Raw genomic sequence first — 24,425 nt, forward strand, 5'->3', positions numbered from 1 at the left:
CGGATTACTGGGTCGCCCGGTCCTGGCGCGCTATTGCGCGCAGGCCGGGCGATGACAGTTGAGTGGGAGGGGATGCGCCGTGTCGCACTCAGTTTCTGAGCTGAACTAACCCCAGCCCGCGCTCAACCCGCCATCCACCGTATAGATCACGCCGGTCGTATAGCTTGCGCGGTCCGACGCCAGGAATGTCATCAGATCGGCGATCTCGCGGGTATGGGCCGGGCGTCCGAGCGGAAGGCCGGCCTGCAATTCGCGAAACCGGTTCTCATCGCCGAACTGGGCCTTTGCCCTGGTCTTCATCAGCGTGATGTGGCGCTCGGTCTCCACCGGGCCGGGATTGATGCCGACGACGCGAATGTTGTCCTTCAGGCTCTTGCCGCCCAGCGCCCGCGTAAACGCCATCAGCGCGGCGTTGCCGGCGCTGCCGCAGATATAGTTGGCGTCGAACTTCTCACCGGCGGCGCCGATGTCATTGATGATGACGCCGTGCCCCTGCGCCTTCATCCGGGCGTAGATCAGCCGCGTCAGGTTGATGAAGCCGAATACTTTCAGGTCCCAGGCATGGCGCCAGGTCGGTTCGTCGATCTTGTCGAGGGAGCCGCCGGGAATGTCGCCGGCATTGTTGACCAGGATGTCGATGTGGCCCGCGGTGGCCGCCAGCACTGCGAGTTCGGTAGGCTTGCGCAGGTCCACCGTGTGCACGGCGACCTCGACGCCGTGGTCGGCGCGCAATCGAGTGGCGAGCTCTTCCATGGCGATGCCGCTCCGGGCGGCCAGTGCAATGGAACAGCCTTCAGCGGCGAAGGCTTCGGCTGCGGCGGCGCCGATGCCCTTTGAGGCGCCGGTGATGAGAACGCGGTTGCCGCGCAGGTGAAGATCCATGAAGCTTGCTTTCGGTTATTGTCGGATGTGCTGCGTCGAATCCAGGCGCGGGGGACGCGCCGGGCACTCCGTTGCACAGGAAGGCCACAACTACAAGTAGCCTTCGCCGGCCTCGGCCGCAAACCGGCCGGGATCGCCTTCCCAGACGATGCGGGCGTGTTCCAGCACATAGACCCGGTCGGCGTGGGGCAGCGCGAAAGTGACGTTCTGCTCGCCCAGCAGCACTGTGATGTCGGTGGTCTGGCGCAGCTTTTCCAGCGCCTTGGAGAGCAATTCCAAGATCACTGGCGCGAGACCCAAGGTCGGCTCGTCAAGGATCAGGATTTTCGGCTGCATCATCAGCGCGCGGCCGATCGCCAGCATCTGCTGCTCGCCGCCGGACAATGTCTGCGCCATCTGGCCCTGCCGCTCCCGGAGGATCGGGAACAGGTCGAACAGCCATTCCAGCTGCGTGGCCCGAGCATCGTCGGACAAATGCTGACCGCCGAGGTCGAGATTTTCCCGCACACTCATCTCGCCGAACAGTTCGCGGGATTCCGGACATTGGACAACGCCGGATCGCGCGATCTTCGCCGGGGTGGTGCCGCGCAGTTTGTCGCCGTCGCGGACGATCTCGCCGGTGTAGGGCAGGAAGCCGGAGATCGTATTGAACAGCGTGGTCTTGCCGGCGCCATTGAGACCGACCACCGAGACGAACTCGCCCTTGTGGACGTGGATCGAGACGTTCTCCAGCGCCTGCGCCTTGCCGTAGAAAACGCTGACATTCTCGACCTGCAGCAGCGGCACCTTGTCCTTGAAGCTGATCTCCGGGCGCGCCGAGGTCTCAATGGCGCCGCCGAGATAGACCCGGCGCACGGTTTCGTTGCGCATCACTTCGCTGGCCGCGCCGGTGCAGATCTCCTCGCCGAGATACATCGCCAGCACGCGGTCGACCAGCGCCGCCACGCTCTTGACGTTGTGGTCGACCAGCAGCACCGCGCGGCCCTCGTCGCGAAAGCTGCGGATCAGTTCGGAGAAGGTGCCGACTTCGGCCAGCGTCAGCCCGGCGAAGGGCTCGTCGACCAGCACCACTTTGGGATCGCGGGCGATCGCCTTGGCCAGTTCCAGCCGGCGCAGGTCGGCGAACGGCAGGGTCGGCGGCCGGCGATGCATGACATTGCCGAGGCCGACGCGGTTGGCGATCCATTTGGCGCGCTCGGTCAGCGCCTTGTCGGCGAACAGCATGAACAGGCTGTCCGGCAGCAGCGCGACCATGATGTTTTCCAGCACGGTCTGCCGGTTCAGCGGCCGCGAATGCTGGAACACCATGCCAAAGCCCTTGCGCGCGATCTTGTGCGCGGGCAGGCCGGCGACGTTCTCGCCCAGGAACAGGACTTCGCCTGCGGTGGGGCGCTCGATGCCCATGATCGACTTCATGGCGGTGGACTTGCCGGAGCCATTCGGGCCGATCAGCCCGAAAATCTCGCCGGCGTTGAGGTCGAACGACAGCTTCTTCACCGCGGTGAGGCCGCCGAAGCGTTTGGTCAGGCCGCGGACTTCGAGCACGGGCGGGTGGTTGGTAATGGCGTCCATCAGGCTTTGGCCTCGCGCGACAGGGCTTTTCCGAGGAAGCCACCGGGGAAGAACAGGATCGCCAGCAACGCGATGGCCGAGACGATGAAGGTGGCGAGTTCGCCGGTCGGGCGCAGGAACTCGCCGGCGACGATCAGGAAAATGGCGCCGAGGGCCGCGCCCAGCACGGTGCGGCGCCCACCGAGAACGGCGGCGACGATCACCTGCACGCCGACGGCGACATCGACCACGGTGCCCACCGATGCGGTGCCGAAGTAGAACACCAGCATGGCGCCCGACAGGCCGGAGAAGAACGCGCTGACCACGAAGGCGAACAGCTTGTGCTTGACGATGTTGAAGCCGAGCGCACCGGCCTGCACCGGGTCCTGCCCGGAGGCCTGCAGCACCAGCCCGATCGGCGATTGCGACAGGCCGTAGAGGATGATCGCCGAGAAGGTCATGAAGCCCAAGGCGATCCAGTAGTTAGTGCCGGCGTCGATGGAGATGACGTCGGGAATGGTGAGGCCGATCTCGCCGCCGGTGAGGTCGGCAAACACCACGATGAAATTCTGCAGCATCAGCACGGCCACCAGGGTGGTCAGGCCGAAATACGGACCGCGCACCCGCAGCGCCGGCAGCGCCAGCACGAAGCCGGCGATCACCGAGGCCATCGCGCCGAGGAAGATGCACAGATAGACCGACCAGCCATACTGGTTGTTGAGAATGCCGGCGGTATAGGCGCCGACGCCGATCAGGAAGGTCGGGCCGAAATTGACCTCGCCGGCAAAGCCGAACAACAGATCCCAGGCCATGGCGAACACGCCGAAATAATAGGCCACCGTGAGCAGGCCGAGGATATAGCCGGACACATACCAGGGCAGCGTTGCTGCGGCGACAACGACGACGAGCGCGATCCAGAACGGCTGTGACTTGAAAAAGGACATGCTCATCGCCTCCCGAGCAGGCCCTGAGGCCGGATGTACATCACGATCACCAGCAGCAGCAGCGCCGGGATGGTGCGGTAGGCCGGCGAGACCAGATAGGCGGTGAGGGTTTCGAGATAGCCGACCACGAAGGCGGCGATCAGCGAGCCGGAGACGCTGCCGAGCCCGCCCAGCACGACGATGGAAAAGGCGCTCGCGGTGAGCGGGCCGACGCTGTAGGACGACACGCCGAGGAACATGCCGAGCAGCACGCCGGCGATCCCCGCCAGCACGCCATAGATCGCCCACACCACGACATAGATGCTGGTCAGTTCCAGCCCGAGCAGCGTGACGCCGCGCGGATTCATCGAGGCCGCCAGCACCGCCTTGCCCATCTTGGTGCGGTTGACCAGGAGCCACAGCAGGCCGATCACCAGGCAGCACACCAGCGCGGTAAACCATTCGTTTTTCGGGGTGCGCACGCCAAACACGGTCACCACGCCCTCGATGATCGGCAGCACGGTCTTGGCGTTGTTGGTGAAGAAATAGGCGATCACTTCCTGGATCATGATGCCCCATAGCAGGGTGCCGGTGAGCACGAAGATTTCCTTTTCCTCATTGGGGATGCGGCGCGAGCGCTGGATCGGCTGCACCACGAAGAAATAGGTGATCAGCGAGGCCACCAGCGCGGCGGCGATGCCGACCAGCGCGCCGGCGTAGTTGTTGAGATGCAGTACGCTGGACGCGGCCCAGGCGGCCACCGCCGCCAGCACCATGATGGCGCCGTGGGACAGGTTGAGCACGCCGGAGACGCCGAAGATCAGGGTGAAGCCGGTGGCCCCCAGCGCGTACAGCGCGCTGATGGCGAAACCGTCGATCAGGATTTGCAGGAAGAGCATTTAGATTTCTGATCCGGTGAGATGAGATGTGGCGCGTCATGCGCGGTCTTCTTTCCCCTCGCCCTCGGGCGCAGCGAAGCTGCGGCTGGGAGAGGGGGCTCGAACGCGCGACGCGCGTTGGAGACGGAAGAGGGAGCTGTCGCAGAAAGAGCCCTCTCCCGCCTTCGCTGCGCTCAGGCACCCTCTCCCGCGGCGCGCAGCTTTGCTGCGCTGGGGGAGAGGGGACGACAGCGGCTCAGTTCGCGGTCACCTTGATGAAGGCCGGGAACTTGATCTTGGCCTTGGCCACTTCCGGCGGCCAGACGCTGGTCTGCACGCCATCCTGCCATTGCAGCATCAGGCCGGTGATCAGGCCCTTGCCGTATTTCAGGCCATGGGTGAACGGATCGTTCTTGCCATAGAACTGGATGCGGCCGACGGTGCCTTCCCAGTCGGTGGCTTCCAGCGCGGTGACCATCTTGTCGGCATCGGTGGAGCCGGCGCGCTTGATGGCGTCGGCGATGTAGTAGACCTCGTCATAGGAGGTGTAGCCGGCATAGGACGGGAAATTGCCGAACTTCTTCTTGAAGTTGTCGGCGAACGGCACCGACTTCGGGGTCACCGCCACGCCGGGGCCGGAGACGCCCTGATACAGCACGCCGTCGGAGGCGTTGTTGGTGTCCTTGCCGAAGGTCGAGTTGGTGGCCTGCGACGAGATGCCGAGCATCGGGATCGGCACCTGCTGGTTCTTCCACTGCACCGTCGGCTGCACGCCCACATGCGAGATGCCGGTAATGATCACGTCCGGCTTGACGCCCTCGATCTTGTTGAAGATGGGCGTGAAGTCGGTGGTGTCGGGCGAGAAGCGGATGTGGTCGAGGACCTTCAGGCCGATCTTCGGCAGGCATTCCTCATAGCCGACGTCGAGCGGCTTGGTCCAGGCGGCGTCCTCGCTCATGATCACCGCGGTCTTCATCTTCTTGTCGTTGACCAGCAGGTCCTTGGCGGCATCGCAGACCGACAGCGCCAGCGACGCGGACGTCAGATAGCCGTGGAAGGTGTATTTGTTCTTCTCATAGTCCTTGTTGACGGCCTTCGGGATTTCGTTGGATGCGGCGCCGGGCGTGATGAACGGCGTCTTCAACCGCGACGCCCAAGGCATCAGCGCCAGCACGACTTCGCTGATATAGGAGCCGATCACCGCATGGACCTTGTCCTCGTTGACCGCGCGCTGGAACGCGCGCACCGAATCGGCCGAGGATGAGTGGTTGTCGTAGGTGACGATTTCGATCATGCGGCCATCGACGCCGCCCTTGGCATTGATTTCCTCGGCAGCCATCTGGGCGGCCTGGGGGATCGAGGCACCGGCGATGGCCTGGGCTTCGGCGATGACGCCAATCTTGATGGGGTCGGCAGCCAGCGCGGTGGTGGCGGTGAATCCGAGCGCCGTTGCGGCAATGAATGCGCGCAACGACCATGAACGAGAATACGGGATTCTGGACGTCATGATGTGGTTTCCTTGACCCTTGATCGGCTCTGCGGCCCGGCTGGTTGTCAGCTCGGGTCGAATAGTAGCGCGCAATTCGAACTCGGCAAGTTAAACCGCGACATGTGGACGCATGATTGTGCTGTGCAGTGCAGCGTTGATCGTCGCGCTTGTTTGGTTCAATGGTGTCTAATCATTTTATATGCAGCGGGCGCGCAGCGCATTGTCGTGCCCGTTATCGAACCGAAGGGACGTTCTCCGTGAGCAGCAAGTCTAAAGAATACCGGATCGCAGTTATTCCGGGCGACGGCATTGGCAAGGAAGTGATGCCTGAGGGCCTGCGCGCGCTGGAGGCGGCGGCGAAGCAGCACCGGGTCAAGCTGCATTTCGATCACTTCGATTTCTCGTCGTATGATTATTACGAGAAGCACGGTCAGATGATGCCGGGCGACTGGAAGGACCAGATCGGCAAGCACGATGCGATCTATTTTGGCGCGGTCGGCCTGCCCGCGAAGATTCCCGATCACATTTCCCTGTGGGGCTCGCTCATAAAATTCCGCCGGGAGTTCGATCAATACGTCAACCTGCGTCCGGTGCGGCTGATGCCGGGCGTCCCCAGCCCGCTGGTCGGCCGCAAGCCCGGCGACATCGATTTCTGGGTGGTGCGCGAGAACACCGAAGGCGAATATTCGTCGGTGGGCGGCCGCATGTTTCCGGGTACCGACCGCGAATTCGTCACCCAGCAGACGGTGATGACCCGGATCGGCGTCGACCGCATCCTGAAATTCGCCTTCGATCTCGCCCAGTCGCGCCCGAAGAAGCACCTGACTTCGGCGACCAAGTCGAACGGCATCTCCATCACCATGCCGTACTGGGACGAGCGCGTCGAAGAGATGGCGAAGGCCTATCCCGACGTGAAGTGGGACAAGTACCACATCGACATTCTCACCGCGAATTTCGTGCTGCATCCCGACTGGTTCGATGTGGTGGTCGGCTCCAACCTGTTCGGCGACATTCTCTCCGATCTCGGTCCGGCCTGCACCGGCACCATCGGTATTGCGCCATCCGGCAACATCAATCCGGCCGGCGATTTTCCGTCGGTGTTCGAGCCGGTGCACGGTTCGGCGCCGGATATCGCGGGGCAGGGCATCGCCAATCCGATCGGCATGATCTGGTCCGGCGCCATGATGCTGGAGCATCTCGGCGAGAAGCAGGCCGCGGATTCCATCGTCAAGGCGATCGAGCGCACGCTGGGCGAACGCACCCTGCGCACGCGCGATCTGGGTGGCCAGGCGGATACGGGCGCCTGCGGCAAGGCGGTGGCCGAGATGATCGAGTAGGATGCGCTTCTTGGTTCCCCTCTCCCGCCAAGCGCAGCTTCGCTGCGCCCGGGGGAGAGGGGAAGAAGCCGCATCTCCAGCTACGAGCCCGCAATCCTGCGGCAATGCTCGAGCGCAGCGTGAATGAGATTCTCGCTGGCTTCCGGCGTGCGGAATGCCGAATGCGCCGAGAGTGTCACGTTGGGGATCTTCGTCAGCGGGTGATCTGCCGGCAGAGGCTCGATGTCGAACACGTCGAGGCCGGCATGACGCAGGTGGCCTGATGTCAGCGCATCGATCATCGCGGCTTCATCGACCACCGCGCCGCGTGCGGTGTTGATCAGGATTGCGCCCGGCTTGATCTGCGCGATGCGGGCGCGCGAGAGGAAGCCGCGGGTTTCGTCGTTGAGCAGCAGGTGCAGCGAGACGACGTCGCTCGATGCCAGCAATTCGTCGAGGCCGACGAAGCTGACGCCGGCACAGCTCTTCGGCGTCCGGTTCCAGGCGATCACCTTCATGCCGCTGCCGACGGCGATGCGCGCCACCTCCGCGGCGATGCCGCCGAAGCCGATCAGGCCCAGGGTCTTGCCGGTCAACTGCATGCCGTCGATGCGCAGCCAGTTGCCGACGCGCATCTCGCGGTCCATCTGCGCGATGTCGCGCGCTGCCGCCCACATCAGTGCGATGGCGCATTCGGCGACGGCCGTGTCGCCATAGCCGCGGATCAGGTGCACCTCGATGCCGAGTTCGGCGAGCTCGTCGGGATTCATGTAGCTGCGGGCGCCGGTGCCGAGAAACACCACATGCTTCAGCCCCTTGCACTGTCGTGCGATTTCGGTCGGCAGATAGGTGTGATCGATCATGGCAATGGCGGCGTCGCCGAGCACGGCGGGCAGTTGCTCCGGTGTCACATCGGGGTCGCGATGGATGACGACGTCGGGATCGCCGGCCTTGCGTTGTTGTTCGACCAGGACAGCCAGCGATTCGCTGGCATCGACAAAGACGGCGCGCATGTCGTTCTCTTTCGTTACTTGGACGCGACGCCGGCGAGCGCCAGCACGGTGTGCATGAGCACGTTGGCGCCGGCGGTGCAGTCGGCCTGGGTGGCGTCTTCCAGCTCGTTGTGGCTGATGCCGTCCTTGCAGGGCACGAACACCATCGCGGTCGGCATGATGGTATTGAGGTTGCAGGCATCGTGCCCGGCGCCGGAGGTGATGCGGCGGTGGCTATAACCGAGCGCCTGCGCCGCGGTCTCGACGGCATCGACCAACGTCTTGTCGAAATGCGTCGGCGGCTTGTGCCAGACCTTTTCGATCTTGACCGCGACCTTGCGGTGCGCGGCGATCTCAGCGGCGGCGTCCATCAGCGCCTTGTCCAGGTGCTCCATGATATCGGCGTCGGCGCTGCGCATATCCACTGTGAAGGCAATCTCGCCGGGAATGACGTTGCGCGACGGATTGGCGATCACCGCCTCGCCGATGGTGCCGACCGCCTTCGGGCCGAAGCCGCCGGCGATGCGTTCCACCGCCAGCACGATCTCCGACAACGTCGCCAGCGCGTCGCGCCGCAAAGTCATCGGCGTCGATCCGGCGTGGCTTTCGAAACCGGTGATCTGGCCGTTGTACCACAGCACGCCCTGGCCTGAGTCCACCACGCCGATGGTCTTGCCTTCGGCTTCAAGGATCGGGCCCTGCTCGATATGCAGTTCGACGAAGCTGGTGAATTTCTGGGTGCCCACGGGGACATCGCCGCGATAGCCGATGCTATCGAGTGCCTCGCCGACGCTGACGCTGTCGATGTCCTTGCGCGACAGGATGTCGTCGGTGGTGAAGTCGCCGACATAGGCTGCCGAGGCCATCATCGCCGGTACGAAGCGAGAGCCTTCCTCGTTGGTCCAGTTGGCGATGCAGATCGGCAGATCGGTCTCGATGCCGGCGTCGTTCAGCGTACGCACCACTTCGAGCGCCGCCAGCGTTCCGAGGATGCCGTCGAATTTGCCGCCGGTGGGCTGGGTATCGAGATGCGAGCCGAGACCGATCGGCGGCTTGGACATGTCGCGGCCAGGGCGCAGCGCGAACATCGAGCCCAGCGCATCGATATGCACCTCGCAGCCGGCGGACTCACAGGCGGCGCGAAACCAGTCGCGCACCTGTTTGTCTTCGGCAGTCAGCGTGAGCCGTCGGACGCCACCTTTCGGCGTGCCGCCGAATTTGGCGGTCTCGTGAATGGTGTCCCACAAGCGCGCGGAATCGATTTGCAGATTTGATGTGAGCTGGCTCATGCAGTTTTCCGATACTCGGGCAACAGGAATGGATCGCTTTTTAATGACGCGGCTGGGTTGGCACGTCAACCAAACTGCTTTCGCGCGCAATCTCGCCGGCGAGATCGGCAACCAGCTCCATCGCAACCGTATCCGGTGAGGCCAACCAACTGGCGCAGAAGGTCAGCGGTGACACCTGCAGATCGGTGGAGAGCAGTTGCAATCGCCCGTCCGCCAGTTCGTTCTGTACGATGGCGGTGGGAATGACCGCGATGCCCAGGCCCTCGATGGCCATGTGGATCACCGTGGCCAGCGAGGCGCTGGCGTGGAGCCGGATCGGCGGCAGCTCCGGCCGGTTGAACAATGAGCGCACGATCTCGTAGGGCTGCGTCTTGCGCGGGAAGGTGATGATCGGGAATTTTGCGAGATCCTGCACGGTCAAGGGGCCGTTGCCGAGTCCGAGCGCCGGGCTGGCGAGAAAGCCGACCGGATAGTCGCACAGCTCCCGGCTGCGCACGGTGGCGGCACCGGGGGACCCGATCAGGAAGGCAAGCTCGATCTCCTGCGCCATGAGCCGGGCACGCAGGTTCGGTGTGATGTCGACCTCGATCTCCAGCGACAGGTTGGGATAGGCCTCGTTGACGCTCTTGATCAGCTTTGACAGCCATGTGTGGACGATGGTCTCGGCGACGCCGAGTCGCAGTACGCCGCGCATCGCCGAACGGTCGCCGACCGCCGCCATCATTTCCGAGCGCAGCCCGATCAGCTTCTCGGCGTAGACCATCATCTGCCGTCCAGAGGAGTCGGTGACGCGACCCGGCCATCACGCTGCAGCAGCCGCACTCCCATCTCTTGTTCAAGCTGCGCGATCCGCTGCGAAATCGCCGGCTGGGTGGTGTTCAGCTTGTGCGCGGCGCCGCGGAAGCTGCCGAGATTGACGACCCAAAGGAAGGTCTCGAGCGCCTTGAAGTCCGCCATTGATTGAACGATCCGGGTCTTGATAAGATAGATTTATCGCTATCGATTAGAAACAACGATTAGACATTATACTAGTCCTAGGTTTCAGTCCGTGTCGAGGCAGAATTAGGCAGGATGTCGAGATGGCCAGTTTTTCGGCAGTGCAATATGGCGAAGGAGCGGAACCGTTGCCAAGTGCCGTTGCCCGCCGGGAATATCGCGCAGGAAAGTACGGCAGCACCGCCGGTGTGGCGCCGGGCTATGTCCAGGGCAACCTGGTCATTCTGCCGGAAGCCCAGGCTGCCGCGTTCCACCGCTTCTGCCAGCTCAACCCGAAGCCGTGCCCGATCATAGGCATGTCCGAGGTCGGCGACCCCCGCATTCCGGCCCTCGGCCTCGATCTCGATATCCGCACCGACATCCCGCGATATGTGGTGTGGCGCGATGGCGAGGCGATCGATCGCCCGGCTGAGGTGACAAAATACTGGCGCGACGATCTGGTGTCGTTCGTGATCGGCTGCTCGTACTCGTTTGAGGAAGCGATGATGGCCGACGATCTGCCGATCCGTCACATTGAGCAGGATGTTCTTGTGCCAATGTATCGCACCAATATCCCATGCAAGTCGGCCGGCCCGTTCGCCGGTCCGATGGTGGTGTCGATGCGGCCGCTGAAGCCGGCCGATGCAATCCGCGCGGTGCAGATCACCTCGCGCTTTCCGTCGGTGCACGGCGCGCCGGTGCATCTCGGCCTGCCGCAGTCGATCGGCATCAGCGACATCAACAAGCCGGATTATGGCGACGCCGTCGAAATCCGCGACGACGAAATCCCGGTATTCTGGGCGTGCGGTGTCACGCCCCAGGCGGTGATCGCTGCGGCGCGCGTGCCGTTCGCGATCACGCATGCGCCGGGCGTCATGCTCGTCACCGACCTCAAGAACAAGCATCTGGCTGTTTTATAAGAAGCAGCTTGCCGATCTTTCAGGCTTTACCGTAACCTTGATTAGTTTCATCGATAGCCGCCTGTAACAAAGGACCAACAGATGACGATTTCTCGCCGAAACGTGTTGCTCGGAGGCGCTGCCTCCGCCGCGCTGCTGCCGCTCGCGACCACTGCCGTGCGTGCGCAGGCCGTCAAGGAAGTCGTGATTGGCGTGATCTATCCGCTGTCCGGGGCCAGCGCGCAGATCGGCGTCGATGCACAGAAGGCCTTCGAGACCGCGGCCGACCTCATCAACAAGAACTATGATTTCGCCTTGCCGATGGCCAAGGGCGAAGGCTTCAGCGGTCTTGGCGGCGCCAAGGTACGCCTGGTGTTCGCCGACCATCAGGCCGATCCGCAGAAGGGCCGCGCCGAGGCTGAGCGCCTGATCACCCAGGAAAAGGTCTGCGCCATCGTCGGCACCTACCAGAGCGCCGTGGCGGTCACCGTCAGCCAGATCTGCGAACGCTACCAGATCCCGTTCATCTCGGCCGACAACTCCTCGCCGAGCCTGCATCGCCGCGGCCTGAAATACTACTTCCGCGCCGCGCCGCACGACGAGATGTTCTCCACCGCGATGTTCGACTTCTTCGACGCACAGAAGAAGAAGGGCCAGAAGATCGAGACGCTGGCGCTGTTCCATGAAGACACCATTTTCGGCACCGACTCCGCAAATGCGCAGCTGAAGCTCGCCGCCGATCGCGGCTACAAGATCGTCGCCGACATCAAGTATCGCGCCAACTCGCCGTCGCTCACCGCCGAAGTGCAGCAGCTCAAGGCGGCCGATGCCGACGTGCTGATGCCCTCGAGCTACACCACCGACGGCATCCTGCTGATCAAGACCATGGGCGAACTCGGCTACAAGGCCAAGAATATCGTGGCCCAGGACGCCGGCTTCTCCGAGAAGGCGCTGTACGACGCCGTCGGCGACAAGATCCCGGGCGTGATCTCGCGCGGTTCGTTCTCGCTCGACCTCGCCGTCAAGCGGCCGATGGTCGGCAAGATCAACGACATGTACAAGGAGCGTTCGGGCAAGGACTTCAACGACTACTCGTCGCGCCAGTTCATGGGCCTGATCGTGATGGCCGATGCCATCAACCGCGCCAAGTCCACCGACGGCGAGAAGATCCGCGAAGCGCTGGTCGCCACCGACATGCCGGGCGACGTCACCATCATGCCGTGGGAAAAGGTCAAGTTCGACGAGATGGGCCAGAACAACTTCGCCAACCCTGTGCTGCTTCAGTACAACGGCGGCAAGTTCGAAACCATCTTCCCGCCGCAGGGCGCGGTCGCCGAAGCCATCTGGCCGATGAAGTAAGCGGTCGCTCTATTGAGCGATCACGACTAACCGGGCGGCGGCTTTTCCCTCCCCCGCACTTGCGGTGGAGAGGGTGGCCGGCCGAAGGCCGGTCGGGTGGGGGGCGCCACAGACGCTGTCGCCCGCGGCGCCCCCACCCCGGCCTCCACTCCCGACGATGCTGTCGCATCGTCGTCCGTTCGGCCGACCCTCCCCACTGCGCGCTGCTGTGCAGCGCTTGGGGGAGGGATACTACTGCCGCCTTCACTCTACGACACCGAGAGGATCGCAACTTGACCGCCGCGACAATCATCCAGAGCCTCGCCAGCGGATTGCTGATGGGGCTGCTCTACGGCCTGATCGCGGTCGGCCTTGCGCTGATCTTCGGCCTGATGGACGTCACCAACTTCGCGCATGGCGAATTCCTCATGCTGGCGATGTATGGCGCGTTCTTCCTGTTTGCATTCTTCGCCGTCGATCCTCTGCTGGCTGCTCCCCTGGTGGCAGCGGGGATGTTCGTATTCGGTGCGGTGATCTATTTGCTGATTGTGCGCTTCGCCATGCGGGCCAAGGCGAATATCGGCATGGTGCAGATCTTCACCACCTTCGGCCTCGCCATCCTGATGCGCGGCCTGGCGCAGTTCTTCTTCACCCCGGACTATCGCAGCATCCCGACCTCTTGGCTCGGCGGCAAGACCGTGTCGTTCGGCGGCATCTTCCTGCCGCTGCCGCGGCTGGCCGGTGCCGCAATCTCGGTGGTCGCCTTCGGCGCGCTGTTCTTCTTCATCAAGAAGACCGATTTCGGCCGTGCCCTTGAAGCCACCCGCGAGGACGCCGGCGCGGTGGCGCTGGTCGGCATCGACAAGAACAAGGTTTTTGCACTCGGCTGGGGCCTCGGCTCCGCGCTGGTCGGCCTCGCCGGCGCGGTGATGGCCTCGTTCTTCTATATCTACCCCGACGTCGGCGCGTCGTTCGCGCTGATCGCCTACGTCACCGTGGCGCTCGGCGGCTTCGGCTCCGTGTTCGGCGCCTTTGCCGGCGGCATCATCGTCGGCCTGGTGGAAGCCTCCACGGCACTGATCCTGCCGCCTTCGCTGAAGTCCGTGGGCATTTACGCTGTCTACCTGCTGGTGGTGTTCATCCGGCCGCGCGGCCTGTTCGGATCGATCTGATGGATACGACCTTCGCCCAAAGCCGCCGCCGCGATTTGACCCTGGCCATTTTCCTGGCGGCACTCGCCGCCGTGGTGCCGGTCTTCGTCAAGGACGTGAACATCCAGAACATCATGGTGCTGACCCTGATGTGGGCCGCGCTGTCGCAGAGCTGGAACATCCTGAGCGGCTATTGCGGCCAGATCTCGCTCGGCCATGCGCTGTATTTCGGCCTTGGCGCCTACACCACGACCCTGCTGTTCACCAAGTTCGGTGTGCTGCCGTGGTTCGGCATGGTGGCGGGCGGCATGATCTCGGCGCTGATCGCGTTGGGATTGGGCTATCCGACTTTCCGCCTGCGCGGCCATTACTTCGTCATCGCCACCATCGTCATCGCCGAAATCGGCCTGCTGCTGTTCCACAACTGGGACTATGCCGGCGCTGCGCTGGGCATCGACGTGCCGGTGCGCGGTGACAGCTGGGCCAAGTTCCAGTTCACCCGCAGCAAGCTGCCCTACTATTACTTCGCCCTGGTGTTCTGCTGCGTCGCCTGGCTCGTGACGTGGAAGCTGGAAAACTCCAAATGGGGGTTCTGGTGGCGCGCGGTGAAAGACAATCCCGACGCTGCCGAAAGCCTCGGCGTCGTGGTCTTCAATTCCAAGATGGGCGCCGCCGCGATCTCCGCCTTCATGACCGCGATCGGCGGGGCCTTCTACGCGCAGTACGTTTCCTACATCGATCCGGACAGCGTCATGACCTTCCAGTTCTCGCTGCTGATGGCGCTGCCGGCGGTGCTCGGCGGCATTGGCACGCTGTGGGGGCCGGTGCTTGGCGCGGTTATCCTGATCCCGCTCACCGAACTGACGCGCAATTATCTCGGCGGTTCCGGCCGCGGCATCGACCTGATCCTCTACGGCTCCGTCATCGTGCTGATCTCCCTTGCCCGACCGGAAGGCCTGATCGGGCTGTTCTCGCGCAAACCTGCCTCGAAAGGAGTGCCGCAATGACGACACCCCTGCTTGAAACCCGCGGGGTCTGGCAGCGCTTCGGCGGCCTGATCGCAAACAGCGACGTCTCCATCAAGGTCGGCGCCGGCGAGATCGTCGGCCTCATCGGGCCGAACGGCGCCGGAAAGTCGACCTTGTTCAACCTGATCGCCGGCGTGCTGCCGCCGACGCAGGGCTCGATCTGGTTCAACGGTGAAGACGTGACCCGCATGCCGGCGGCGCAGCGCTGTCAGCGCGGCATCGCCCGCACCTTCCAGGTGGTGAAGAGCTTCGAGACCATGACGGTGATCGACAATGTGATCGTCGGCGCGCTGATCCGCACCACGGTGATGCGCGACGCGCGGCGCAAGGCGCATGAGGTGCTGGAATTCTGTGGCCTCGGGGCGCGCGCCAATGTCATGGCCAGCCAGTTGATCCCGTCGGAGAAGCGGCGGCTCGAAGTCGCCCGCGCGCTCGCCACCGAACCGAAACTGCTGCTGCTCGACGAGTGCCTCACCGGCCTCACGCCGCTGGAGGCGCAGTCCGGCGTCGCGCTGGTGCGCAAGGTGCGCGAGACCGGCGTCACCGTGCTGATGGTCGAGCACGTCATGGAAATCGTCATGCCTTTGGTCGATCGCGCCATCGTGCTCAATCTCGGAAAAGTCCTCGTCGAGGGCAAGCCCACCGACGTCGTGCGGCATCCGGAAGTCATCAGCGCTTATCTTGGGGATCGTCATGCTATCAGTGCATGAAGTCACCACCGCCTATCAGGGGCTGGTCGCGATTTCTTCCGTCACCATCGATGTCGCCAAGGGCGAGATCGTTGCGGTCTGCGGTGCCAACGGTGCCGGCAAGTCGACGCTGATCAAGACCATCGCCGGCGCCGAGCGCCCGCGTTCGGGCACCGTGACCTTCGACGGCGAACAGATCAACGGCATCCCGCAACATCTCATTACTGCGCGCGGCATTGCCTATGTGCCGGAAAACCGCCGGCTGTTTCCGCGACTGTCGGTCGGCGACAACCTGCGGCTTGGCAGTTACATGTACCGCGGCAAGCCGGATCGCGATGCGCCGCTGAAATTGGTGTTCGAGCTGTTTCCGCGTTTGGCAGAGCGCCTTGAACAGCGCGCCGAAACCCTATCCGGCGGCGAGCAGCAGATGCTGGCCATCGGCCGCGCGCTGATGACGAGGCCGCGGCTGCTGATGCTGGACGAACCCTCGCAGGGCATCATGCCGAAACTGGTCGACGAGATCTTCCAGGCGGTGGTGAAGATCCGGGATACCGGCATGACCGTGCTGATCGTGGAGCAGCGCATGTCCGAAGTACTGGAGATCGCCGACCGCGCCTACATCCTGCAGACCGGTCGCGTCCAGATGCATGGCAAGGCCGCGGAGATCATGGGCAACCCGGACGTTCGCAAGGCGTATCTCGGGCTGTAAATCGCGGTCATCCTCTTATCTGGGCGGCGTCAGGTTTACGCCGCTCTGACGTCGCGCAAAAATGCGTCGACCTGGGTCTTCAGATCCTCGCCGTTTTGCGACAGTTCTGCTGCCGAGTCGACCACGCGGCGGGCGGCGAGACCTGTTTCGCGCGCGGCGTCGTTGACCCCCGCAATATTCTCCGAGACCTCGCCGGTGCCGCGCGCGGCGTCGGCGACGTTGCGGGCGATCTCCAGGGTCGCGGCCCCCTGTTCCTCGACTGCTGCGGCGATGGCGCTGGCGATTTCACTGACGCGCCCAATGGTCGACGTGATGCCCTGAATCGAGTCCACCGACGATCTGGTGGCGTTTTGAATAGCGCTGACCTGGGCCGAGATCTCGTCAGTCGCCTTGGATGTCTGGGTGGCCAGCGCCTTGACCTCGGATGCCACCACGGCGAAGCCGCGGCCGGCTTCGCCGGCACGCGCCGCCTCGATGGTAGCATTGAGCGCAAGCAGGTTGGTCTGCGCCGCGATCTCGCTTATCAAACTGACCACATCGCCGATCTTCTGCGCCGCGGTGGCGAGGGTCTGTACTTCCGAGTAGGTCGTGTTGGCCTGATCGACAGCGTTGCCGGCGACCTTGGCGGATTCGTTGACCTGCTGGGCAATTTCGCTGATCGAGGCATTGAGTTCTTCGATCGCGGCCGCAACGGCCTGCGCGCTCTGGGTGGCTTCCTCGGATGCCGACGCAACTGCTGCGGTCTGCCGGGTTGCTTCGCCGGCGGTGGCAGCCATCGACTGCGCGGTGCTGCGCAACTCGCCCGCCGCCGTGCCGACGGCATTGACCACGCCGCCGACGCCTGACTCGAAACGCGCCGCCAGCATATTCATGGTTTCGCGACGGTCGGACAGGGACTGCTGGCGCTGCTTTTCCTGCGCTGCGCGCAGCGCGTCGGTCTCGATGAGTCCATCCTTGAAGATGACCACCGCGCCGGCCATCGAGCCGATCTCGTCCTTGCGGCCGGCGCCCGGCACCGCAATCGTGTGATTGCCCGCAGCGATGGTGCGCATCGCCGACTCCAGCGCACGGATCGGTCGTGCCATGCCGCGTCCCATCAGCGTCGCGATGACGCCAGCCAGCAGCAATACGCAGATCGACGCGATGATAAGCCAGTTCAGCGAGCTTTGCGTCAGCGCCGCATAGGCGCTCACGTCACGCACGATTTCGAACACGGCGACTGGATTGCCGGAGAAATTCTTGATGACACCGAAAGTGGTAGCCGAGGGGCGGCCGTTGATCTCGCCAAACTGGACTACCGTTTCGCCGGCCATGGCGCGGCGGATGGCGGCAGCGTCGGCAGTCGCGCCGGACATTGTGGAAGCGAGTGTCTTGGTGGCCTGACCGTCCAATTGATGAATCGCCACGTCGAGCTTGAAGCGGCTCTTCATGTTGTCGACGAAGGTCTTGCCGAATGGCGCCCCAATATCGACCGTTCCGATCAAGGTGTCGCCATCGAGCATCGGGCTGGTGCCGAAGATATTGAGGACGTCGCGGCCGGCTTCAATGCCTCCCACGGCCTTGCGGGTGTTGATGACCTGCACAGACATCTTGCGCCTTGCCGTCAGGTCGTCGCCGAAGGCCGTCACGTTGTGAGCGCGCGCGAAGGCGACCGCCGGCGGAATCTGGATGGTGATCAGTTCCAGACCGCTTGGCGCGATTCTCTGCATCGCTTCCTTGAGCAGCGCCAGCGTACCGGGCCGATCTTTGGCGCGCACAACATCCTTGAGCTGCTGCATCGACGCCAGTGCATCGGCAACTGCCAAGGCTGCGCGCGTGTCGGCGTTCAACGCGGCAGTCAGGTTAGCGTAGTCGTTTTGCGATTCACGTTTCGAGGCAATGTCGACGATGGACTGCTGCTGCCACATACTGAACGCCGCGAGCACGCCGCACGAACCTGCTGCAACCAACGTAATGGCCAGAATCATGCGTGCTGAAATTGACTTGAATGCCTGCATCGTGCCCCCCGCGAGCCACAGTAAGCAATTTGCCACGGCGTACCCCTTTTTGATTAGTAGGGTTTTCCCGTGAATGGGCTCTTAACGGTATTTTACCGCAGTGCACTACGTTAGCACCGTCGAGTAGGGGGGCCGGTTCCGTCTTGTCGTCCGCTATGGATCGCGTCAGGCGCGCGACGCCGCGGCAGCGATCGGGGCGAAACTTGAAACGGACGGCGCTTGCCCGAGGCACCGGGCGATGTTCTCCAGCAAGACCGCCGACTTGAAAGGCTTCTGCAGGCTGCACGTGGCGCCAAGCTTGGTAGCCATGGTCAGGAAGTCTGGCGAAGGTGTGCACCTCGCGGAGAAGGCGTGGCCGGATATCACGATGATGGGAATGCCCGGTCGGTACTCGTGCACCTGTTTCATGGTTTCGAGACCATCCATGCCTGGCATGAAGATATCGACGATGAGGAGATCGAAGTCACGTTCGCGAAAGGTCTGCAATGCCTTGCGGCCGTCGCTGGCGCCGACGACATCATGACCGCTACGCTGAAGCAGAATCTTGACGATCTGCTGAACGGCTTCGTCGTCGTCGGCGATCAGGATATTGGCCATCTATCGCAGCTCCCATCGGTTCCGTATCCACGGAAGTCCGATTCCCACTGGAAGTTGCGCCTAACTGATTTGATTCGCTGTACAATTTTGCTCGACGCTGGGTTGTGCGGATCGAGCAGCTTGCACGGCGTCAGACGTCGCGCTCGATTTGGGGCCTGTCGTTCAGGACGGCATTGAGCAGCGAGTTGTGGACCTCGATCTTGCCATTGTAGCTGATGAAGCCAAGCTTGCGGAACTTGTTCATGAAGAAGCTGACGCGCGAGCGTGTGGTACCGATCATCTCCGCCAGTGTCTCCTGACTGAGTTCGATCGCGATGGGCTGCGACGTGCCTTCCTTGCCGAAGTTGGCAAGGATGAGCAGCAATCGCGCAAGTCGCTTCTCACTCGAATTGAACAGCTGGTCGATCAGGTCCTCCTCCACGCGGCTGTTGCGCGTCAGCAGGTAGGTCATGAACAATTCGGAAAAGGCCGGCTCGGCATGGAGCGTGGCTATCATGGCAGCTTTGGTGATCGAGGTGATCAGGCAGGGCTCCAGCGCAGTGGTGGTCGCGATGCGCAGCGGATGGCCGTTCAGGCATCCTTCGCCAAAGAACTGTCCCTGCTCGAGGATGCCGACCACAGCCTCCTTGCCCTGTTCGGAAAGCACGGTGAGTTTGACCCGTCCTTTCTGAATGTAGAAGACCGAGTCGGCGAGTTCGCCCTGGCAGAAGATGGTCTGGTTACGCTGGTACTCGGCAATAGCCTTGCCTGCCCCGACGCGAGCGAGAAAGACCTTGGGATCGAACTCTTCCTTGAAAATCCTACTCACGGTCACCGCCTGTGCCGAATTCGAAACGCTACCAGCCGTATGTCCGGTATAGCACAAAGCCCGTATGGGTTGTAAGTTCCATTTTTTCTTCCATTGCGGGGTGGGAGCATTAACAATTCCCCGCCGGAGCCAGCGGGGCGCGCACAGTTCAGCGGTCCCTGGGCAAGGCTGATGCGGGATCCGAACCGGCGCAACGTGAGCAGGGATCCGCTGCGGCGACGCCGGCAGCGAGACGCGTCGCGGGAGCACCTTTGCCGGTAGTACAACATGCAGAATCGGACAGTGATGTTCATGGCGTAGCAATGAATTGCCGGCATGTTGCCTTGCAGTACCAAGCATGGATGCCGCCCCATGAGCCAGCAGCCGTTGCCATTCGCCCTCGAAGTCCGCGGGCTGACCAAGGTGTTCGACCGGCCTGCGGTCGATGCCCTCGATCTCACCGTCCGCGCCGGCGAGTTCTACGCCCTGCTGGGCCCCAATGGCGCCGGCAAGACCACGACTCTGCGCATGGTCGCCGGGTTGTTGCGGCCGGACGCCGGCTCGGTCCGGGTACTTGGCATCGATGCGCTGGCCGATCCGGTGGCCGCCAAACAGATCACGGCGTGGGTGTCGGACGAGCCGATGATCTACGACAAGCTCACCCCTCTGGAATATCTCGAATTCGTCGCCGGCCTGTGGGGTTGCGATCCCGTCATTGCCGAAGGCGCGGCGCGCGACCTGCTGGCGTCTCTCGGTCTTGGCGCGCATCTCCAGCAGCGTTGCGAAGGCTTCTCCAACGGCATGCGTCAAAAAGTAGCGCTGGCCGGCGCGCTGGTGCATGAGCCCCGGCTGATCATTCTCGACGAGCCGCTGACCGGCCTTGACGCGGTCTCGGCACGTCACGTCAAGGGATTGCTGCAGGCGCGGGTGCAGGCCGGCTGCACGGTGATCATGACCACGCATATTCTCGAAGTCGCCGAGCGAATGGCCGATCGCATCGGTGTGATCGCGTCCGGGCGGTTGATCGCCGAAGGCACGCTGGCCGAACTGCGCCAGCAGAACGGGCAGGGCGACACCAGCCTCGAGGACATGTTCGTCGCGCTGGTCGAGAGCGAGCCGGTCGCGGCATGAGACCTGTCGCCGTCGTATCGTGGTTTGCCGGCCATGAGATCCGTCTTGCCTGGCGTGAACTGATCGGGATGCTCACCGCCGGCACGCGCTGGCGCAAGCCGGGTGTTGTGCTTGTCATGGCGGCGCTGCTGCTATTCCTGCATCTGCCGGCCTGGGCCGTGGTCGGACGTTTTGCCGACATCCAGGCACCGCTGACTGGGCCGGCCCTGATCGTCATCACGGCCAGCGTCGTTCTCGCATGGGCCCTGATGCTGTCGCAGGCGATCGAGTCCGTGACGCGGGTGTTCTATGCGCGAGCCGATCTCGATCTGATCATGTCGTCGCCGGTGCCGCTCGCCAACATTTTTTCGGTGCGCATCGCGGCCATCGCGATGAGCGTGACGCTGATGGCGCTGCTGTTCTCCACACCGTTCGTCGATGTGCTGGTGCTCGGCGGCGGCGCCCGATGGTTCGCCGCCTATGGCGTTGTCGTTGCCATCGGGCTCTCGGCCTCGGCGGTGGCCATCGCGCTGACGATCGCGCTGTTCCGGCTGTTCGGGCCGGCACGGACACGGCTGATGGCACAGATCGTTTCGGCGGTGACCGGCGCCGGCTTCGTCATCGCGCTGCAGATCGCCGCGATCCTGTCCTACGGCACGCTGTCGCGCTTCGCCGTGCTGACCTCCGATACCGCCGCTCGCTTCGCGCCGGAAGCGGACAGCATGCTGTGGTGGCCGGCTCATGCCATGCTTGGCGACGGTGTGGCGTTGCTGCCGCTGCTGGCGGCCAGCCTGATCCTGCTTGGCGTCACCATGGCGCTATTCGCGCCGCGCTTTGGCGACTATGTCGCCGGCGTTTCGCCGAAGGTGGTGCGGACCGGTGGGCGGTCGCGGCCGTTCCATGCCGTCTCTCGCCAGGGCGCGCTGCGCCGCAAGGAATTGCGATTGCTCTGGCGCGATCCCTGGCTGGTGTCGCAGACGCTGATGCAACTCCTCTATCTGCTGCCCCCGGCGGTGATGCTATGGCGTAGCATCGGCGAGGGCGCTGGCGGTTTCATCGTGCTGGCGCCGGTGCTGGTCATGGCGGCGGGCCGGCTGGCCGGCGGTCTCGCCTGGCTCACCATTTCCGGCGAAGACGCCGCCGACCTTGTTGCCACCGCGCCGCTACCGGCGTCATCCATCACCCGCGCCAAGATCGAGGTGGTCCTGCTGATCATCGCGGCCGTATTTACGCCGTTGATCCTGGCGCTCCTGTTGGTGTGGCCCGAGCTGGCTGTCATCACCGCGTTGGCAAGCGTCTTCGCGGCCTGCTCGGCGACCGCGATCCAGTTGTGGTTTCGCGTGCAGGGCCGCCGCAGCCAGTTTCGCCGCCGCCAGACGTCGTCGCGCATCGCGACCTTTGCCGAAGCGTTTTCGTCGATCGGTTGGGCCGCCACCGCGGCGCTTGCGCTCGTGCTGCCGGCTGTTGCCGGGGTGACGGCCCTGCTGACCGTGGCGGTGATGGCCGGGACCTGGCGCATCAGTCCGGCCAGGGCGCGGTAGCGCATACCCGCTTCGACAGGTGCGGTCTCCCGTCAGTCCAGCAACTTGTCGATAGTGATCGGCAGGCTGCGGATGCGCTTGCCGGTGGCATGGTAGATGGCGTTGGCGACTGCCGCGGCGGTGCCCACGATGCCGATTTCGCCGAGGCCCTTGACGCCCAGCGGCGTCACTTCCGGGTCCGGCTCGTCGACGAAAATCACCTCGATATCGTCGATGTCGGCATTCACCGGGATGTGGTACTCGGCAAAGCTGGGTTCATGAAGCGGCCGAGGGTGTGATCCATCATGGTCTCTTCATGCAAGGCCATACCGATGCCCATCACCACGCCGCCGAGGATCTGGCTGCGTGCGGTCTTCGGGTTGATGATGCGCCCAGCGGCCACCGCATTGACGATGCGGGTAACGCGAATGACGCCCAACTCTTCATCGATCTTGACCTCGGCGAAGATCGCGCTGTGGGTGTTGCGCGACTTCTGCAGCTGGCTGATCATGCCGCTGAGGCCGCCCGAGGCGGTTTCCTCGACCTCGATGCTGTCGAGGCCAGCCGCGTGCATCGCATCGGCGAACGATACGCTGACCGATTGATCGGACTTCAACACCAAGCGACTTTGCTTAGTGTCGATGTCGTCCATGGTCGCGCCGCCGAGCGGATTGCCCTCGATCTTGGCCGCCGCCTTCAGCACCTTTGCTGCCACGGCCTCGCAGGCCATCTGCACTGCGGCGCCGACCGACGCTGCAACCCACGAACCGCCCTGCAGCGGCGAGGTCGCCAGGCTGGAATCGCCGAGCCGCGCGGTGATCTGCTCGACCGGCAGGCCGAGCGTGTCAGCGGCAACCTGGGTCATGACCGTGTAGGTGCCGGTGCCGATGTCGGAGGAGGCCGAGGCCACTTCGAGATGGCCGTTGGCGGACAGCTTTGCGCTGCAGGTGGTCTTCATGAACATGGCATCCCACATGCCGGTGGCGACGCCCCACCCGACCAGCTCCTTGCCGTCCTTCATGGAGCGCGGCTCGGACGATCTTTTGTCCCAGCCAAATTTCGCAGCGCCCTCGGCGAACGCCTCCTTGAGCGCCTTGCTGGTGAACGGCGTCCCGTTCATCTGGTCGATGTCGGAATAATTCAGCAGCCGAAACTGTATCGGATCCAGCTTCGCGGCATAGGCCATCTCGTCGATGGCCATTTCAAAGATGGTCATGCCTGTTGCCGCACCGGGGGCGCGCATGTCGCCGGATGTGTAGGTATCCACCGGCGCAATGGTATAGTCGCCGGAAGCATTCTTGCAGGCATAGTTCATCATGCCCCAGATCACCACGTCTTCCATGTTGTTCTCGAAGCGCGAGGTGGAGGTCGTGGCCTTGTTGATGATGGACGCTAGCTTACCGTCCGCGGATGCACCAAGCTGCACGCTCTGCACCGCCTCGGGACGATGCACGTGGCTGAACATCTGCTGCCGCGTCATCACCACCCGCACGGAGCGCTCCAGCAGTTTCGCTGCCATCACCGCAAGGTAGACCGCATATTGCGGCCGCAGTCCGGAGCCGAAGCCGCCGCCCACATAGGGGTTCATCACCCGCACATCGCTCTTGGAGAAGCCGAACACCGAAGCGAGATAGCCCTGTACGTTCTGCGGGCCCTGGGTCTTGTCGTGTACGGTGATCTTGCCGTCGCCTTCCCAGACCACGGTCGTGGCGTGCATCTCCATGGGATTGTGATGCTCAGTGGCGAGGTGATAGTCCGCCGACAGCTTCAGCGCCGCATCCTTGAATGCGCTCTCCGCATCGCCACGGTCTTTGGGCGGATGGAATGTCGAGCGCTTCTTCCTGGGCAGGAACTTCTCCGCCAGCGCCTTGTCGAAATCGGTGTTGTGCGGCTCCACGTCGTAGGACACCTCGACAAGCGCCGCCGCGTCGCGTGCGGCTTCAAGAGTCTCCGCCAGCACCAGCGCGACAGGCTGGGCGCTGAACAGGATCGTCTCATCATAGAGCGCACGAAACGGTTCGCCGGGCGGGCCGGCTTCTTCGGGGTAGGAACGGTCGAGCCAGGCAACATGCGGCCGATTGGCGTGGGTGACGATCTCGACTACGCCGGGCACCGCGCGTGCCGCGGTCTCGTCGATGGCGACGATCCTGCCCTTGGCAATGGCGCTGGACACGATCCAGCCGTACAGAAGCCCCGGCACAGGATATTCGGCAGCATAGCGCGCGCGACCGGTGACTTTTGCCAGGCCGTCGACGCGGTTGATCGCGCTGCCGATGCCCACGGAATCGATGCGGATATTCATAGG

General features: G+C 63.6%; 19 protein-coding genes and 2 pseudogenes. 9 read left to right on the forward strand and 12 right to left on the reverse strand.

Annotated features, from left to right (window positions below; genetic code table 11):
* Positions 1 to 105: 105 nt before the first annotated feature.
* From ACUXVA_RS11180 to ACUXVA_RS11200, 5 genes are all read right to left on the reverse strand, one after another.
* Entirely contained in the window at positions 106 to 882 is a 777-nt protein-coding gene (locus tag ACUXVA_RS11180; RefSeq protein ID WP_265080239.1) for an SDR family oxidoreductase, read from the reverse strand.
* A gap of 90 nt (positions 883 to 972) precedes the next feature.
* A complete protein-coding gene (locus ACUXVA_RS11185; protein WP_265080238.1) occupies positions 973 to 2,454 on the reverse strand; it encodes an ATP-binding cassette domain-containing protein in 1,482 nt (493 codons plus the stop codon).
* Positions 2,454 to 3,377 carry a branched-chain amino acid ABC transporter permease gene (locus ACUXVA_RS11190; RefSeq protein ID WP_445492154.1) on the reverse strand — a complete coding sequence of 308 codons (924 nt, stop codon included), beginning with the start codon at positions 3,375 to 3,377 and terminating at the stop codon, positions 2,454 to 2,456. The genes ACUXVA_RS11185 and ACUXVA_RS11190 overlap by 1 nt, the downstream gene beginning before the upstream one ends.
* Before the next feature lie 2 nt (positions 3,378 to 3,379).
* On the reverse strand, positions 3,380 to 4,255 hold the full coding sequence (locus ACUXVA_RS11195; protein WP_265080236.1) for a branched-chain amino acid ABC transporter permease: 876 nt from the start codon (positions 4,253 to 4,255) through the stop codon (positions 3,380 to 3,382).
* A gap of 235 nt (positions 4,256 to 4,490) precedes the next feature.
* On the reverse strand, positions 4,491 to 5,741 hold the full coding sequence (locus tag ACUXVA_RS11200) for an ABC transporter substrate-binding protein (RefSeq protein WP_265080235.1): 1,251 nt from the start codon (positions 5,739 to 5,741) through the stop codon (positions 4,491 to 4,493).
* A 239-nt stretch (positions 5,742 to 5,980) separates the two neighbouring features.
* Here ACUXVA_RS11200 and ACUXVA_RS11205 point away from each other — a divergent pair, with 239 nt between their 5' ends.
* Positions 5,981 to 7,060 (forward strand): tartrate dehydrogenase, encoded by a 1,080-nt coding sequence (locus tag ACUXVA_RS11205; RefSeq protein ID WP_445492157.1) that lies wholly within the window; start codon positions 5,981 to 5,983, stop codon positions 7,058 to 7,060.
* A gap of 80 nt (positions 7,061 to 7,140) precedes the next feature.
* On the opposite strand, the gene ACUXVA_RS11210 is transcribed toward ACUXVA_RS11205, so the two are convergent.
* From ACUXVA_RS11210 to ACUXVA_RS11220, 3 genes and pseudogenes are all read right to left on the reverse strand, one after another.
* On the reverse strand, positions 7,141 to 8,052 hold the full coding sequence (locus tag ACUXVA_RS11210; RefSeq protein WP_265080234.1) for an NAD(P)-dependent oxidoreductase: 912 nt from the start codon (positions 8,050 to 8,052) through the stop codon (positions 7,141 to 7,143).
* Positions 8,053 to 8,066: 14 nt separating this feature from the next.
* On the reverse strand, positions 8,067 to 9,320 hold the full coding sequence (locus ACUXVA_RS11215; protein WP_265080233.1) for a Zn-dependent hydrolase: 1,254 nt from the start codon (positions 9,318 to 9,320) through the stop codon (positions 8,067 to 8,069).
* A 40-nt stretch (positions 9,321 to 9,360) separates the two neighbouring features.
* Positions 9,361 to 10,277 (reverse strand): annotated as a pseudogene (locus ACUXVA_RS11220) (LysR family transcriptional regulator).
* A 122-nt stretch (positions 10,278 to 10,399) separates the two neighbouring features.
* Between ACUXVA_RS11220 and ACUXVA_RS11225 the strand changes: the two are divergent.
* The 6 genes from ACUXVA_RS11225 (at position 10,400) to ACUXVA_RS11250 (ending at position 16,109) form a co-directional block, all read left to right on the forward strand.
* Positions 10,400 to 11,215 (forward strand): putative hydro-lyase, encoded by an 816-nt coding sequence (locus ACUXVA_RS11225; protein ID WP_265080232.1) that lies wholly within the window; start codon positions 10,400 to 10,402, stop codon positions 11,213 to 11,215.
* 81 nt (positions 11,216 to 11,296) lie between these two features.
* Positions 11,297 to 12,553 carry an ABC transporter substrate-binding protein gene (locus ACUXVA_RS11230; protein ID WP_265080231.1) on the forward strand — a complete coding sequence of 419 codons (1,257 nt, stop codon included), beginning with the start codon at positions 11,297 to 11,299 and terminating at the stop codon, positions 12,551 to 12,553.
* 272 nt (positions 12,554 to 12,825) lie between these two features.
* A complete protein-coding gene (locus ACUXVA_RS11235; protein ID WP_445492160.1) occupies positions 12,826 to 13,704 on the forward strand; it encodes a branched-chain amino acid ABC transporter permease in 879 nt (292 codons plus the stop codon).
* Positions 13,704 to 14,690 (forward strand): branched-chain amino acid ABC transporter permease, encoded by a 987-nt coding sequence (locus tag ACUXVA_RS11240; protein WP_265080230.1) that lies wholly within the window; start codon positions 13,704 to 13,706, stop codon positions 14,688 to 14,690. The genes ACUXVA_RS11235 and ACUXVA_RS11240 overlap by 1 nt, the downstream gene beginning before the upstream one ends.
* A complete protein-coding gene (locus tag ACUXVA_RS11245) occupies positions 14,687 to 15,421 on the forward strand; it encodes an ABC transporter ATP-binding protein (RefSeq protein ID WP_265080229.1) in 735 nt (244 codons plus the stop codon). The genes ACUXVA_RS11240 and ACUXVA_RS11245 overlap by 4 nt, the downstream gene beginning before the upstream one ends.
* On the forward strand, positions 15,405 to 16,109 hold the full coding sequence (locus ACUXVA_RS11250; RefSeq protein WP_265080228.1) for an ABC transporter ATP-binding protein: 705 nt from the start codon (positions 15,405 to 15,407) through the stop codon (positions 16,107 to 16,109). The genes ACUXVA_RS11245 and ACUXVA_RS11250 overlap by 17 nt, the downstream gene beginning before the upstream one ends.
* Positions 16,110 to 16,144: 35 nt before the next feature.
* Here ACUXVA_RS11250 and ACUXVA_RS11255 read toward each other — a convergent pair whose 3' ends face one another.
* The 3 genes from ACUXVA_RS11255 to ACUXVA_RS11265 all read right to left on the reverse strand — a co-directional run bounded on the left by ACUXVA_RS11255 (position 16,145) and on the right by ACUXVA_RS11265 (position 19,511).
* Positions 16,145 to 18,106 carry a methyl-accepting chemotaxis protein gene (locus ACUXVA_RS11255; protein WP_265080227.1) on the reverse strand — a complete coding sequence of 654 codons (1,962 nt, stop codon included), beginning with the start codon at positions 18,104 to 18,106 and terminating at the stop codon, positions 16,145 to 16,147.
* Positions 18,107 to 18,271: 165 nt separating this feature from the next.
* Entirely contained in the window at positions 18,272 to 18,703 is a 432-nt protein-coding gene (locus ACUXVA_RS11260; RefSeq protein WP_445492164.1) for a response regulator, read from the reverse strand.
* A gap of 130 nt (positions 18,704 to 18,833) precedes the next feature.
* Positions 18,834 to 19,511 carry a Crp/Fnr family transcriptional regulator gene (locus ACUXVA_RS11265; RefSeq protein ID WP_265083835.1) on the reverse strand — a complete coding sequence of 226 codons (678 nt, stop codon included), beginning with the start codon at positions 19,509 to 19,511 and terminating at the stop codon, positions 18,834 to 18,836.
* A gap of 351 nt (positions 19,512 to 19,862) precedes the next feature.
* Here ACUXVA_RS11265 and ACUXVA_RS11270 point away from each other — a divergent pair, with 351 nt between their 5' ends.
* Positions 19,863 to 20,621, forward strand: coding sequence for an ABC transporter ATP-binding protein (locus ACUXVA_RS11270; RefSeq protein ID WP_445492166.1), 759 nt, complete (start codon positions 19,863 to 19,865; stop codon positions 20,619 to 20,621).
* Positions 20,618 to 22,141: a permease gene (locus ACUXVA_RS11275; protein ID WP_445492168.1), complete on the forward strand. Its 1,524-nt coding sequence runs from the start codon at positions 20,618 to 20,620 to the stop codon at positions 22,139 to 22,141. Before ACUXVA_RS11270 ends, ACUXVA_RS11275 begins: the two co-directional genes overlap by 4 nt.
* A gap of 32 nt (positions 22,142 to 22,173) precedes the next feature.
* Here ACUXVA_RS11275 and ACUXVA_RS11280 read toward each other — a convergent pair.
* Positions 22,174 to 24,422: pseudogene (locus ACUXVA_RS11280) on the reverse strand (xanthine dehydrogenase family protein molybdopterin-binding subunit).
* Positions 24,423 to 24,425: the final 3 nt, after the last annotated feature.

The sequence above is a fragment of the Rhodopseudomonas sp. RCAM05734 genome (genome assembly GCF_052658035.1).